11 protein-coding genes are annotated in these 14,309 nt (G+C 66.2%); 5 read left to right on the top strand and 6 right to left on the bottom strand.

All coding sequences use genetic code 11. The annotated features are described in order from the left end of the window. The first annotated feature begins 83 nt into the window (after positions 1-83). Positions 84-1,481, top strand: a complete 1,398-nt coding sequence (gene fumC, locus CEY08_RS04860) for a class II fumarate hydratase (protein WP_042796486.1) — start codon at positions 84-86, stop codon at positions 1,479-1,481. Positions 1,482-1,545: 64 nt separating this feature from the next. Here the strand turns inward: fumC and CEY08_RS04855 are convergent, their stop codons facing one another. Continuing rightward, positions 1,546-2,442 carry an AEC family transporter gene (locus CEY08_RS04855; RefSeq protein WP_042796487.1) on the bottom strand — a complete coding sequence of 299 codons (897 nt, stop codon included), beginning with the start codon at positions 2,440-2,442 and terminating at the stop codon, positions 1,546-1,548. 238 nt (positions 2,443-2,680) lie between these two features. On the opposite strand from CEY08_RS04855, the gene CEY08_RS04850 reads away from it, so the two are divergent. After that, positions 2,681-3,673 (top strand): tripartite tricarboxylate transporter substrate binding protein BugE, encoded by a 993-nt coding sequence (locus CEY08_RS04850; protein ID WP_042796488.1) that lies wholly within the window; start codon positions 2,681-2,683, stop codon positions 3,671-3,673. Positions 3,674-3,760: 87 nt separating this feature from the next. Here the strand turns inward: CEY08_RS04850 and CEY08_RS04845 are convergent, their stop codons facing one another. Continuing rightward, positions 3,761-4,666: a LysR family transcriptional regulator gene (locus CEY08_RS04845; protein WP_076816187.1), complete on the bottom strand. Its 906-nt coding sequence runs from the start codon at positions 4,664-4,666 to the stop codon at positions 3,761-3,763. Positions 4,667-4,824: 158 nt separating this feature from the next. Here CEY08_RS04845 and ggt point away from each other — a divergent pair, with 158 nt between their 5' ends. Continuing rightward, a complete protein-coding gene (ggt, locus tag CEY08_RS04840) occupies positions 4,825-6,582 on the top strand; it encodes a gamma-glutamyltransferase (RefSeq protein ID WP_076816185.1) in 1,758 nt (585 codons plus the stop codon). Between the two features lie 12 nt (positions 6,583-6,594). On the opposite strand, the gene CEY08_RS04835 is transcribed toward ggt, so the two are convergent. The 3 genes from CEY08_RS04835 to CEY08_RS04825 are packed head-to-tail and all read right to left on the bottom strand — an operon-like array spanning position 6,595 to position 10,462. Beyond that, entirely contained in the window at positions 6,595-7,722 is a 1,128-nt protein-coding gene (locus tag CEY08_RS04835; protein WP_063642244.1) for a CaiB/BaiF CoA transferase family protein, read from the bottom strand. An 11-nt stretch (positions 7,723-7,733) separates the two neighbouring features. Then, positions 7,734-8,714, bottom strand: coding sequence for a Bug family tripartite tricarboxylate transporter substrate binding protein (locus tag CEY08_RS04830; RefSeq protein ID WP_076816183.1), 981 nt, complete (start codon positions 8,712-8,714; stop codon positions 7,734-7,736). 47 nt (positions 8,715-8,761) lie between these two features. Next, positions 8,762-10,462, bottom strand: a complete 1,701-nt coding sequence (locus CEY08_RS04825; RefSeq protein WP_076816181.1) for an acyl-CoA dehydrogenase family protein — start codon at positions 10,460-10,462, stop codon at positions 8,762-8,764. A 126-nt stretch (positions 10,463-10,588) separates the two neighbouring features. On the opposite strand from CEY08_RS04825, the gene CEY08_RS04820 reads away from it, so the two are divergent. Both CEY08_RS04820 and CEY08_RS04815 read left to right on the top strand, forming a co-directional pair. Further along, complete coding sequence (locus CEY08_RS04820; RefSeq protein WP_076816179.1) at positions 10,589-11,491, top strand: LysR family transcriptional regulator; 903 nt, start codon at positions 10,589-10,591, stop codon at positions 11,489-11,491. 250 nt (positions 11,492-11,741) lie between these two features. After that, on the top strand, positions 11,742-13,415 hold the full coding sequence (locus tag CEY08_RS04815; protein ID WP_076816177.1) for a SulP family inorganic anion transporter: 1,674 nt from the start codon (positions 11,742-11,744) through the stop codon (positions 13,413-13,415). 39 nt (positions 13,416-13,454) lie between these two features. On the opposite strand, the gene purU is transcribed toward CEY08_RS04815, so the two are convergent. Then, positions 13,455-14,309 carry a formyltetrahydrofolate deformylase gene (purU, locus tag CEY08_RS04810; RefSeq protein ID WP_042796494.1) on the bottom strand — a complete coding sequence of 285 codons (855 nt, stop codon included), beginning with the start codon at positions 14,307-14,309 and terminating at the stop codon, positions 13,455-13,457.

Below are 14,309 nucleotides of genomic sequence, written 5' to 3'. Positions count from 1 at the left end.
GAACTGATTTTCATTCTCAACTTTCTCGTGGCTGGCGCAATGCCGCCAGCCGCAACCGACGTCGCCACGGAGTAGCACGCGCCATGAAGACCCGCATTGAAAAAGACACGTTTGGTCCCATCGAAGTCCCGGAAGATCACCTCTGGGGCGCCCAGACTCAGCGTTCGCTGCATTTTTTCGCGATTTCGACCGAGAAGATGCCGGTTCCGCTGGTCGACGCGATGGCGCGGCTCAAGCGCGCGGCCGCCAAGGTCAATGCCGATCTGGGCGAGCTGGACCCGAAGATCGCCGACGGCATCATTCGCGCAGCCGATGAAGTGATCGCCGGCAAATGGCCCAACGAGTTCCCGCTGTCGGTCTGGCAGACCGGCTCCGGCACGCAAAGCAACATGAACATGAACGAGGTGCTGGCCAACCGCGCTTCGGAACTGCTGGGCGGCGTGCGTGGCGAAGAGCGCAAGGTCCACCCGAACGATCACGTCAACCGCGGCCAATCGTCCAACGACACATTCCCGACCGCCATGCACGTGGCGGCCGCGGTTCAGGTCGAACACCATCTGCTGCCTTCGTTGAAAGCCTTGCGCGCCACGCTGGCGGCCAAGAGCGCCGAGTTCTACGACATCGTCAAGATCGGCCGCACCCACCTGCAGGACGCCACGCCCCTGACGCTGGGCCAGGAACTATCGGGCTATGTGGCCCAGCTGGACCTGGCCGAACAGCAGATCCGCGCCACCTTGCCGGGCCTGCATCAATTGGCCATCGGCGGCACCGCGGTGGGCACCGGCCTGAATGCGCACCCGCAGTTCAGCGCCAAGGTTTCGGCCGAATTGGCGCACGCGACGGGCACCGCCTTCGTGTCGGCGCCCAACAAGTTCCAGGGCCTGGCCTCGCACGAAGCGCTGCTGTTCGCGCACGGGGCGCTGAAGTCGCTGGCGGCCGGACTGATGAAGATCGCCAACGACGTGCGCTGGCTGTCCAGCGGTCCGCGTTCGGGCCTGGGCGAGATCAGCATCCCCGAAAACGAGCCGGGCAGTTCGATCATGCCGGGCAAGGTCAATCCAACGCAATGCGAAGCCATCACGATGCTGGCCGCGCAGGTGCTGGGCAACGACGTGGCCATCAATATCGGCGGCGCCAGCGGCAACTTCGAACTGAACGTGTTCAAGCCGCTCGTGATCCACAACTTCCTGCAATCGGTGCGCCTCTTGACCGACGGCATGGCTAGCTTCAACGAGCACTGCGCCGCAGGCATCGAGCCCAATCGCGAGCGCATTGCCGAGCTGGTCGACCGCTCGCTGATGCTGGTGACGGCGTTGAATCCGCATATCGGCTACGACAAGGCCGCGCAGATCGCCAAGAAGGCGCACAAGGAAGGCCTGTCGCTGAAGGAATCGGCGCTGGCGCTGGGTTACGTGACCGAGGCGCAGTTTGCCGAATGGGTGGTGCCGGCCTCCATGACCAACGCGCACAAGTCTTCATAAAGACTGCCTCGCGCATGAAAAAGACCGCTGCGGCGGTCTTTTTTCGTATGAGGCGGAAGCTGCGTCAGCCGGCGGTGAGCATCAGCCACAAGGGAATCGTCAGCGCTGAAAACAGCGTGCCCAGCGATATCAGTACGGCCACCATGCGGCCGTCGCCGCCCATGCGCATAGCCAGCACATAGGCGGCGGACGCGGTGGGCAGGGCCGCGAACAGCAGCAGCATCCGCGACTCCAGGGGCGGCAGCGCCAGGAGGCGGGCGACCAGCAATGCCACGGCGGGCAGCGCCGCCAGCTTGACGGCAAGCATCCACGCGATCAGGGGGCCATGTCCCTTGCCACCCTCCCAGGAGAGGCTGGCGCCCACGCAGATGATGCCCAGCGCGAGGGCCGCCGCACCCAGCCGGGCCAGCACCGTGTCCAGCGGGCCGGGCAGTTGCACGCCGGCCAGGTTGCAGGCCAGCCCTGCCAGCGTGGATACGACCAGCGGATTGCGGGCCAGCTCGCGCAGCAGGCTGCCGCCGCTATGGCGGGCCAGGCCGTAGACCGCGGCAATGTTCGCCATGGGCACGGCAAAGCCGACGATCAGCGCCATGATGGTCTGGCCCTGGGCGCCGCCCAGGCTGGCCGAGAGGGCGAGGCCTATGTAGGTATTGAAACGGTAGCCGCATTGCGCGGACGAGGCCAGGCTGACGGGGGAGGGCCGCAGCGCCAGGCCCGCCAGCCATGAAAGCGCCACGCCAGCCGCGATGAGGGCTGCGGACGCCTGCAGCAGCATGGCGGCGTTGCCGGCCGTGATGGGGGTGCGCAGGATGGACTGGAACAGCAGCGCGGGGAACAGGACGAAGTAGACCAGCCTCTCGGTGCCGGCGAAGAATTCGCGGGAGAAATTCAGTTTGTGACGCAGCGCCCAGCCCAGCGCAACCAGCATGAAATCAGGGAAAACCAGAAGGGCAACCGACATGTGCAAGTACGTATTTGATGCGCGTCAGACGGGGATCGCTGCGCTATGCGTCTGTAAGCATTTGCTGCTATTCTCCGTCATTCTGGCGGGCGCGTGTGCCACAAGCAACCTATAAAAAGTGCTCACCCTGCGCACAGACCATGCGCCCTCCGCCGTTCATTGCGGACCTGTCTACAGGCAGGCGCATCACACAACGGTCCGTACACACACGGGCTCGCATATTGGAGGAAACACACCTATGAATAAAGTCCGCTCCTTGGCCGTGGCCCTCGCCCTGGCCACCGGCGCTGCCGGCACCCTCGGCGCCTCCGCCGCTCACGCTGCCGACAAGTACCCGAGCAAGCCGATCCGCGTGATCGTTCCGTTCGCGCCTGGCGGCTCGACCGACATCATTGCGCGCCTGGTGACGCAGCGCATGAGCCAGGAACTGGGCCAGCCCATGGTTGTGGAAAACAAGGGCGGCGCTGGCGGCGCCATCGGCGCATCCGAAGCCGCGCGCGCCGACGCTGACGGCTACACGCTGTCTATCGCCACCGTGTCCACGATGGCCGTGAACCCCGCCTGCCGCCCCAATGACCTGCCCTACGATCCGATCAAGGACTTCCAGCCGGTCACCAATTTCGCCAACACCGCCAACGTCGTGGCCGTGAACCCGAAGTTCCCCGCCAAGGACTTCAAGGGCTTCCTGGAAGAGCTGAAGAAGAACCCGGGCAAGTACTCCTATGGCAGTTCGGGCACTTGCGGCGTGCTGCACCTGATGGGCGAATCCTTCAAGATGGCCACGGGCACGGACATCGTGCACGTGCCGTACAAGGGATCGGGCCCGGCCGTGGCTGACGCCGTCGGCGGCCAGATCGAAATCCTGTTCGACAACCTGCCGTCGTCGATGCCGCAGATCCAGGCGGGCAAGCTGCGTGCCATGGCCATCGCGTGGCCGGACCGCATTGAAGCCATCAAGGACGTGCCGACCTTCAAGGACGCCGGCTTCCCGGTGCTGAACCAGCCTGTCTGGTACGGCCTGCTGGCCCCCAAGGGCACGCCGATGGAAGTCGTGAACAAGCTGCGCGACGCTGCCGTCGTGGCCCTGAAGGACCCCAAGGTCATCAAGGCGCTGGATGATCAGGGCTCGGCTCCGTCGGGCAATACCCCGGAAGAATTCGCCAAGGAAATCAAAGAGCAGTATGACTGGGCGAAGGACGTCGTGAAAAAGCAGAACATCAAGCTGGACTGATGCGGCATGGGCAGGCATAGCCTGCCCGGCTCTGCAAGCGATGACGGGCGCCTTCGGGCGCCCGTCGTGTTTTCCGTCGATACGGCGTCAGACCGTGGCGTCCAGCCCGGCTTGCAAGGCTTCGCAGGCCGCGCGCAAGCGTTCGATGAAGTCGCGGTGCAGCGCCGACAAGGGATCCTGGTTGCGCACCATGATGCTGATCGGCACGCGTAGCGCCGGTTCCAGGCGGCGCAGGTTCATGCCGGGGCGCAGCATCGCCTGGGCGGTGATTGCATCCACGATGGCGTCGCCGCAGCCAGCGTCGACCAGCGCACAGGCCACGTAGTGCGTCTGCACCTGGATGGCGACCTGGGGATCCAGGCCCTGCGCGTCCAGCGCCATCTGCAGCAAGGCGCCCGAGGCGTCGGCCGCGTCCAGCACGATCAGCGTATCGCCCGCCATGGCCGTCAGTTCCGCCAGCGGCAGAGGGCCCGCGCCGGGCTTGCGGCTCAGGTGCACGAGCTCGGTATGGCCCAGGCCCATGCGCGTGAGCCCCGGGTAGTCGTTGGTGTCGAAGGTAATGGCCAGGTCCAGTTCGCGCGTCAGCAGCCCCTGCACCAGCTCGGTGCTGTGATGGGTGTGGATATCGAAGGTAATGCCGGGCTGCGCCTCGCGGCTATCGCGCACGACGCCGGGTAAGAGCCCCAGCCCCAGCGCGGGCGCGCAGCCCAGCCGCAAATGGCCGTTCGGATGATCGCGCAGGCTCGCGGCCAGCCGGCGCACACTGTTGAGATCCTGGTTCAGGCGCGCGACCTCGGGGGTGAGGATCTCGGCCTCGCGAGTGGCAACGAGCCGGCCCTTTACGCGTTCGAACAGCTTGAAGCCCAACTGCGTTTCGGCATGTGCCAACAGCTTGCTGGCTGCCGGTTGCGAGATATGCAGCGCAGCCGCGGCCTCGGTCAAGGATCCGGTACGGCGGATCGCTTCGAAAATCTCGATATGGCGCAAACGCATGGCACGATGAGGGACGTAGGCGGAAACCGCGATTCTAAGCCGTATGCAGGTCACGAGGCTGGGAGGGCCGCGGCTATTGCGGCTGACGGCGCGACAGCCTCCGCCGCCTTGACTATCATGAACCCCTGCCGGAAAGCCGGCGCACACTGGAGCTTCCCATGCGCGCACCCCGTCACGCCGCTGCCCTCATGCTCGCCGCCTTGCTCGCCGCAATACCTGCCGCATGGGCGCGCACGCCACAGGCCGCGGAAGACCTGAATCCAGAGGCCGCCAGCGGCACGCAGACGCGCAAATTGGTGCGCGCGCCGCATTTCATGGTGGCGTCGGCCAACCCGCTGGCGACGCAGGCCGGCGACGAAATGCTGCGCCGCGGCGGCAGCGCGGTGGACGCCGCCATCGCCACCCAGCTTGTGCTCAACCTGGTGGAGCCGCAATCGTCCGGCATCGGCGGCGGCGCTTTCATGGTGGTGTATTCCGCCAAGAGCGGCCGCATCCAAACCTACGACAGCCGCGAGACCGCGCCGGCCGCGGCCCAGCCGCAACGCTTCCTGGATCAGGATGGCAAGCCGGTTCCTTTCGCCCGCGCCGTCAATAGCGGGCTGGCTGTGGGGGCGCCAGGCCTGTTGCGCGGGCTGGAGCTGGCACATAAAGAACAGGGCGTGCTGCCTTGGGCCGATCTGTTCCAGCCCGCCATTCGGCTGGCCGAGCAGGGATTCGCCGTGTCGCCGCGCCTGCACAAGCTTTTGGCCGGCAACAAAGAGCTGCGCGCGCAAGGCGCGGCTGCGGCCTATTTCTACGCGCCGGACGGCACGCCCTGGCCGGTGGGCCACATGCTGAAGAACCCCGAATTCGCGCGCACGCTGCGCGCGGTCGCGGAACACGGCGCGGACGCGTTCTACCAAGGCGACATCGCCCGGGACATCGTCGCCGCGGTGCGCGGCCATGCCGTGCCGGGAGACCTCAGCTTGGACGACATGGCCGGCTATCGCGCCAAGACGCGCGATCCCGTCTGTGGCGCTTATCGTGGCTACCAGTTGTGCGGCATGGGGCCCCCCAGCAGCGGCCCGATTGCGGTGCTGCAAATGCTGGGCGAGTTGGAACAGTTCCCCCTCGCGCGTTATGCGCCGGGCAGCCTGGAGGCGGTGCATTACTTCTCCGAGGCTGGCCGGCTGGCGTTCGCGGACCGCGACTTCTATGTTGCGGATCCGGACTTCGTGCGGGTGCCGGTGCGCGCCATGCTGGATCCGGCTTACCTGCGCGCCCGCGGCGCCTTGATTCAACCGGACCGGAGCATGAAGGTGGCGCTCCCCGGGGATCCGGAAGGCAAGCTCCTGTCGCTGGGCAAGGACGACTCGCTGGCGCTGCCTTCGACCAGTCATCTGGTGGCGGTGGACGCGCAGGGCAATGCCTTGAGCATGACGACCACCATCGAAAATGAATTCGGCAGCAAGATCTTCGTGCGCGGCTTTCTTTTGAACAACGAAATGACGGATTTCGCGTCGTCCTACAAGGATCCCGAAGGCCGTCTCGTCGCCAACCGCATCGAGCCAGGCAAGCGTCCGCGTAGTTCGATGGCGCCGATGATCGTGCTGCGCGATGGCAAGCCCTATTTGCTGGTGGGATCGCCGGGCGGCAGCGCCATCATCAACTACGTGGCCAAGACCATTGTGGGTGTGCTCGATTGGGGCCTGGATATTCAGCAGGCCATCGATCTGCCCAATATGGGCAGCCGCAACAAGGAAACCGAGCTAGAGAAGGGCACTCCACTGGAAGCGCTGGCGCCAGCACTGGAGCGCATGGGGCATCCGGTGCGCATCACCGAATTCCCGAGCGGCATCCACGGCATCGTGATCGGGGCTGACGGACTGCAGGGGGGCGCCGATCCGCGCCGCGAAGGGGCCGCCCAGGGAGGCTGAGGCCGCGCAGGCTTATTCGGCCGTGCCGGTGGGCCGTAGCGCCGGGGGCAGCTTGCGCAGCGTTGCTGGCGTGCGCGAGAGCTTGATCGGCGAGCCGACGCCGCGGTAGTCCCCTTGTTCCAGCACCATGCCGCGATGGCGGGTATGTGGATGCGCCAGCGCCTGGTCCACGGTCTGCACGGCGGCGGCCGGCACGCCACAACGCAGCAGATGGTCGGCCAGCACGGCGGCGTCATGCCCCGCCAGCAGCGCCGACAGGTCGTCGCGCAGAGCCTGGCGATTGCGCAGGCGATCCGCGTTGGTGGCGTAGCGCGCGTCCTCCGCCAATCCTGGCGTGTCCAGGACCTGCGCCAGTAGCGTGAACTGGCGATTGTTGCCGACCGCGAGGAAGATCGGGCCGTTGGCAGTGGGCAGCGTTTCGTAGGGAGCGATGTTCGGGTGCGCGTTGCCGCTGCGCCCAGGCACCTTGCCGCTATAGAAATAATTGGGCGCGTGGGGATGCAGTAGCGACAAGGCGCAGTCGTAGAGCGTGATGTCCAGGAATTGCCCCAGCCCGCTGCGGACGCGCTCATTCAGCGCCAGCAAAATGGCGACCGCCGCGTTCAGGCCCGTCACCATGTCCACTACCGGCAAGCCGACGCGGGTGGCTTCGCCGTCCGCTTCGCCGTTTACGCTCATCAGGCCGCACATGGCCTGGGCGCAGGCGTCGTAGCCCGGCAAGCCGCCCAGCGGGCCGTCCGAGCCGAAGCCGCTGACCCGGCAATGGATCAGCGCGGGGAAGTCGCGGCTGAGGGTGTCATACCCCAGGCCCCATTTTTCCAGCGTGCCTGGCTTGAAGTTCTCCACCAGCACGTCGGCATCCGCCAGCAGATGGCGCAGCAGTTCCTGGCCGGCGGGTTGCGACAGGTCCAGCGTCATGCCGTCCTTGTTGCGGTTCACGCCGATGAAGTAGGACGCGGTGTCGCCCAGGAAGGGCGGGCCCCAGCCCCGCGTTTCGTCGCCACCGGGCGGCTCGATCTTCAGCACGTCGGCGCCATGGTCGGCCAGGATCTGCGTGCAGTACGGGCCGCCCAGCACGCGCGACAGGTCTATCACTTTGCAGCCGGCGAGGGCGCCAGCGTTGGGCAGGGTTGCAGCCATGTGGGGTCCGTTCAGTCGATGGAAACGTGGGCGCTATTGATGACGTCGCGCCATTTCGGCACTTCGGCCGAGATGAAAGTGGACAAGCCCTGCGGGGTCTGGTCCTGGGCTTCGACGATGCCTTGGCTACGCAACGTCTGCGCGACCTCGGGATCGGACAATGCGGTCTTGAACGCGCGGTTCAGAGTGTCGACGACGTCGGCAGGCGTGCCCTTGGGGGCCACGATGCCGAAGAACACACTGACGTCGTAGCCCTTGAGGCCTTGTTCGGAGAGCGTGGGCAGGTCAGGCAGAGCGTCCGAGCGCTGGGCGCTGGCCAGGCCGATGGCGCGCAGCTTGCCCGCCTTGATGTACGGCAGCGCGGTAAGGATGTCGGTGAACGACATCGACACCTGCCCGCCGAGCAGGTCGTTGAGCGCCGGACCCGTGCCCTTATAGGGGATGTGCATGATCTGCGTGCCGGCCATGTTGTTGAAGAGAATGCCGGCCAGGTGCGACGAGGCGCCATTGCCCGACGAGGCATAGCTGAGCTTGTCCGGGTTTTTCTTGGCGTAGGCGATGAGTTGCTGCGCGTTGTTGGCCGGGACCGAAGGGTTCACCACCAGGATGTTGGGCAGGTGGCCGATGCGGATGATGGGGGCAAAGCTGGTTTCAGGGTTGTAGCCCTGCTTTTTGTACAGGCTGACATTGATCGCCAGCGGACCGGAGGTGCCGAACAACAGGGTGTAGCCGTCCGGCTTGGCCGTTGCCACGTATTCCGAACCGATGTTGCCGCCCGCGCCGGCGCGGTTCTCGACAATGACATTCTGGTTAAGCGGCTGCCGGAGCTTGTCGGCCAGCCTGCGCGCCAGGGCGTCGGTCGGGCCGCCGGGCGGGAAGGGCACGATCAGCGTCACGGGACGGGCCGCGGGATAGGCGTCCGCGGCCAGCGCGGGCGCCGAGGGAGCGATTGCGGCGGCCGCCAGCAGCAGGGGGGCGAGGTATCGGTTCATGCTTGTCTCCAGTGGTTGCGCGCCGGCTGTGCCGCCGGCGTCGGCTTTTACAGCGCGTATTGCAGGATGGCCCGGCATGCCGCGCTTTCGTCGGCCGGGATGGAATAGGGATCGCGGGGGCTCAGCCGGTGCTGCAATACCTGATCGGCCAGCAACGCGCGGCTGGCCAGCCCCGGTTCGGTGGCTTCCCAGCGCAGGGCGGCCATGGACACCGCGTGGTACAGCAGCGAAGCCGCCTGGCGGGCCAGCTCCGGACGGTCCGCCTGTGCGGCATGTTCGGCGAAAGCGTAGGTCTGCTCCAGCGCGCGCGCCTGCATATCCGCCAGCGCGGACGGGCAGGGAACGCCTTCGGCCAGCAGCGCGTCGATGTGGCTGCGCAGCGCCGGCAGCGAGTTTTCCCGGGTGATGGCGCGCAATACATCCAGCGCCACGATATTGCTGGTGCCTTCCCAGATGGAGCCCAGGTGGGCATCGCGCACCAGCCGCGGTTCGGTCCATTCTTCGATGTAGCCGCAGCCGCCGCGCACCTCCATGGCGTCGCCGGTCACTTTGCGGGCATCTCGGCAGGCGCGGAACTTGATCAGTGGCGTGAGGATGCGTGCCAGGGCCGGATCGGTTGAGCCCTGGTCCGCGCCGGCCAGGGCGCGCGCGGTCTGGAACATCACGCTGCGGGCCTGTTCCGCCCACACCGTCATCTTGACCAGCTGGCGCTGCATCAGCGGCATGTCGATCAGGCGTTTGCCGAAGGCGCGGCGGTGTTGCGAGACGTAGACCGCTTCGGTGACTGCCCGGCGCATCAGGCCGGCGGCGCGCATGCCGTTGGACAGGCGCGAGTTGTTGATCATGTCGGCCATGTGCTTGAAGCCGCGGCCGCGCTCGCCCACCAGCCAGGCCACTGCGCCTTCCAGGCGGATTTCGCCGCTGGCCATCGACCGTGTGCCCAGTTTGTCTTTAAGCCGCAGGATGCGGTAGTGGTTGTGGGTGCCGTCGGCAAGGTCGCGCGGCAGCAGGAAGAGCGACACCCCTTTCAGGCCGGGCTGGGGCTCGCTGCGCGCCAGCACCATGGCGTAGCCGGCGTCCGGATTGGAACAGAACCACTTGTCGCCGTGGATGAGCCAGGTGCCATCGTCCTGCGCGGTGGCGGTGACCTCGGTAGCGCTGACGTCCGAGCCCGCACCCTGTTCGGTCATGAACATGGCGCCCTGGCGCAGGGTGTCGAAATCTTGCGAGGTGACGTCGGGCAAGACCCGTTCGACGAGTTCAGGGTCGCCGAATTTGCGCAGAGTGCGTGCCAGTGAGTCGGTCATGCTGACCGGGCAGCACAGGCCGAACTCCGCCTGCACGAACAGGTGGCTGAGCGCGTACTTGGCGGCGGCGGGCATGGGCTCGGGCCAGCCGAGCACACCGCCGCGGTGCGACAGCGCGGCCAGGCCGAATTCGCTATAGGCCAGGCGTTCCAGTTCGACATAGGCCGGGTGCTTGTCGATGCGCGACTCGTCGGTGCCGGCGCGGCTGCGCACGGACAGCGTTGGCGGATTCTTGTCGGCCGTGGCGGCCAGTTCGTCCATGACGCCGCCGGCCAGCGCGCCCAGACGTTCCAGGTGAGGCAGCAGATGGGCATGCAGCGCGGGGGGCAGATAGCGCCGGCTCAAGGCCTCGGCGTAAGGGTCCGCGCTGAACAGGTTCTGTCCCCGGGAGTCCGGGACGGGCGTGGCGGCGGGGGGCGCGGTCTTGATGGGGGTATCCATGGCGGCATCCTGCTGGAGACGGGAACGATGCCTGTGATGGTGCTTGCATGGATTAATCTATACAAATACTGTTTTGGTGTAGAACAATCCAAAAAAAATATGGATCACAGCCGCCGAGGATGACAGATGGACCTGGATCCGCGCCTGTTGCGCTATTTCATCGCCGTGGCCGAAGAGCGCCATTTCAGCCGCGCCGCCACGCGGCTTCACATTTCGCAGCCGCCGCTCAGTTATGCCATCCGGCAGCTGGAGGACAACGTCGGCGCGCGCCTGTTGACGCGCACCAGCCGCCATGTGGAGCTGACCGATGCGGGGCAGGTGCTGTATCGGGAGGCCCTGACACTGTTGCGGCAGGCGGAGGAGGTGCGCACGCTGGTGCAACGCGTGGACGCGGGCCTGCGCGGCAGGCTGCGCATCGGCTTCGTGGGCTCCATGCTGTACCGCGGCCTGCCCGCTCTGCTCAGCGCCATGCGCGCCGAGCTGCCGGACGTGGAACACGTGCTGACCGAGCTGAATTCGCACGACCAGATCGAGGCAGTGCGGCGCGGCGAGCAGGATCTGGGCTTTATCCACGCCAATCCGGTGCCGAATGGCGTGCTGGCGCGCGATCTGATGGCCGAGCCCTTCATGGTGTGCCTGCCGCAAGCGCATCCCCTGGCCGGCCGGGAGTCCCTGCGGCTGGCAGAGCTGGCGGGCGATGATTTCGTCTTTTTTGCGCGGGCAGCCTCGCCCAGCTACTACGAAACCGTGCTGTCCATGTGCGTGTCGGCGGGCTTCATGCCGGTGATCCGGCATGAGGTCAGGCATTGGCTGAGCGTGGCGTCGCTGGTATCCCAGGGGCTGGGCGTGTCCATCGTGCCCGCCTGCCTGTCGCGCAGCGGCCTGGCGGGAACGCGATTCATTGCCTTCGAGCACGCGGCCCGGTCGGTCAGCCAGATGATCTGGCCCGAGGCGCCGCGCTCACCGTTGCAGGAAAAAGCGGTGGAAATGGCGGCGCGGCATGACTGGGAGAACGCTAAGGCGCCGTGAAGCGCGCAATGCGGGTAGGCAGAAACCGGCCGAAGGCTTATCGTTAGCGGTATCCAGCCGCCAATGATGTCCGGCCTGGGTGGGAACCGCTCATACGAACGCGCATTCCGGGTTTTTGCCATGTCCTACCGACCTGTCCTGCCGCTGACGCGCCGCAGGCGTTTCATCACCAGGCTGCGCCATTGCGGCCCTCCGGCGAAGTACTGAACCCCTGGCTGGGTGTTTCGGTTCCACTTCTCCGGAGTCATTCGTGGAAATTCCCTTTTCGTTTCATCCGCGTCTTGTCGACGCGTTGCGCGGTTACGACCGTGGCCGCTTCCTGCAGGACCTGGGGGCCGGCCTCACGGTGGCGGTGGTCGCGCTGCCGCTGGCAATGGCGTTTGCGATCGGGTCGGGCCTCAAGCCCGAGGCGGGGCTGTTCACGTCCATCATCGCGGGCTTCCTGATTGCCTTGCTTGGCGGCAGCCGGGTACAGATTGGCGGGCCCGCAGGCGCCTTTATCGTCATCGTCTATGACATCGTGCAGCAGTACGGCGTGGCCAACCTGATCATCGCCACGGCGCTGTCAGGCGTGCTGCTGTTCGTGATGGGGCTGCTCAGGCTGGGCACGCTGGTGCGCTTCATCCCGGTGGCGGTGATTATCGGCTTTACCAATGGCATTGCGGTGCTGATCGCGCTGTCGCAGGTGAAGGATTTCCTGGGACTTGAAATTCCGAAGATGCCGGGAGATTTCTTCGGCATCCTGGGGGCGCTGGGCAGCCACCTGTCCACCCTCAATCCCTGGGCCGCCGGCGTGGCGCTGGTGTCGCTCGCGGTGATCGTCGGCTGGCAGCGCTGGCTGCCGGCTCGGGGCGGCCAGCGGACGGCCAGGCTCGCCCGGGTGCCGGGCTCCATCGTTGCACTGGTGCTGGCGACGGCTGCGGTAGCCGCGTTCGGCCTGCCCGTCGAAACCATCGGCACCCGCTTTGGCGGCATACCTGCGGCGCTGCCGGACTTTACGCTGCCCGCGTTCAGCTGGGAATCGGCCCGGTTTCTGCTCATGCCCACGGTCACGCTGGCAGCGCTGGGCGCGATCGAGTCCTTGCTGTGTGCGCGCGTGGCCGACGGCATGATTGGCGACCGGCACGACCCCAATCAGGAGCTGATGGCGCAAGGCGTCGCCAACTTCGTCACGCCATTTTTCGGCGGCATGCCGGCCACGGGCACTATCGCGCGCACGGTGACCAATGTGAAAAGCGGCGCCACCAGCCCCGTGGCGGGCATGGTGCATGCGCTGGTGCTGCTCTTGGTGATGCTGGCGGCCGCGCCGCTGGCGGCCTCGATTCCCTTGGCTACGCTGGCGGCCATTCTGGTGTTCGTGGCCTGGAACATGGGCGAGTGGCGCGAGTTCTCGCGGCTCAAGACCTACCGGCTGCCCTATCGGGTCACGCTGGTGTCCGTATTCCTGCTGACGGTGATTTTCGATCTGACGGTCGCGGTGGAATTCGGCATCTTCGCTGCCTGCCTGACCTTTATCTACCGTATTTCCAGCCTGTCGCGCGCGGAACGCATCACGGCCGCCGACCAGCCTCTGCTGGCCGGGCAGGAGCGCAACGTCGCGGTCTGGCGCCTGTACGGCACCGTCTTCTTCGGCGCCACCAAGCTGGTGGAATCGCTGGAAGACCGCCTGCCCGCGCGCGCGCTGGTGCTGGACCTGAAGAATGTGATCTACGTGGACTCGACTGGCGCCGAGGCGCTTGAAGCGCTGAGCAAGGCGTGCGAGAAGAGGCGGGTGGCGCTCATCGTCTCCGGCCTGATGGGGCAGCCGCTGGATATCGTGCGCCGCATCGGCCTGTACAGGCGCTTGCAGGCCCAGCTGCAGCCCGATGTGGCGAGCGCCACGGTTGCCGCGCTGGCTTTGGCGCAAACGGACGGAAACGCCTAGCGTGCGCGGAAGAGGGCGGCCCGCGCGGGCCGCCTTTTCCTAGCGGAAGACGACGGTCTTGTTGCGGTTCAGCAGGATACGGTGCTCCACGTGGCTGCGCACTGCGCGCGACAGCACCAGGGACTCGATGTCGCTACCGACCTGGGTCAGATCCTGCGCAGTCATTGTATGGTCCACGCGTTCGATGTCCTGGTCGATGATGGGACCCTCGTCCAGGTCCGAGGTCACGTAGTGGGCGGTGGCGCCGATGATCTTGACGCCGCGGGCATGCGCCTGGTGGTACGGGCGCGCGCCCTTGAAGCTGGGCAGGAAGCTGTGATGGATATTGATGGCACGGCCATTCAGCGCGCGGCACATGTCTTCCGACAAAATCTGCATGTAGCGGGCCAGCACCACCAGATCGATGCCTTCCTGCTCGACCAGGGCCAGCACCTGCTTCTCCTGCGCCGCCTTGGTGTCGGCGGTGACCGGCAGGTGATGGAACGGGATGCCGTAGGACGCCGCCAGGCTGGCATAGTCGTTGTGATTCGAGACGATCGCGGCCACTTCGGCGTGCAGATGGCCGCTGTGCACGCGGAACAGCAGATCGTTCAGGCAGTGCCCCTGCTTGCTGACCATGATCAGCAGGCGCTCCTTGCGGCGGGCGTCATGCAGCTTCAACTCCATGCCGTACTCCGCGGACATGCCGTCCAGGCGAGACCGCAGGTCGCTGGCGGAAACGCCGGCGGGCGCATCGAAGTGCACACGCAGGAAGAAACGACCCGTCTCTTCGTCGCCGAACTGCTGCGAGTCCAGGATGTTGCAACCCAATTCGAACAACAAACCGCTGACGCGGTAAACGATGCCCGTGCGGTCGGGGCAGGACAGGGTCAGGATGTAGTCGTTGTGTTGCAT

It is taken from the genome of Achromobacter insolitus (assembly GCF_002209555.1).
Lineage (GTDB): Bacteria > Pseudomonadota > Gammaproteobacteria > Burkholderiales > Burkholderiaceae_B > Achromobacter > Achromobacter insolitus.
Note: the sequence above shows the minus strand (reverse complement) of the source record. Positions and strands in the feature narration are given on the sequence as shown.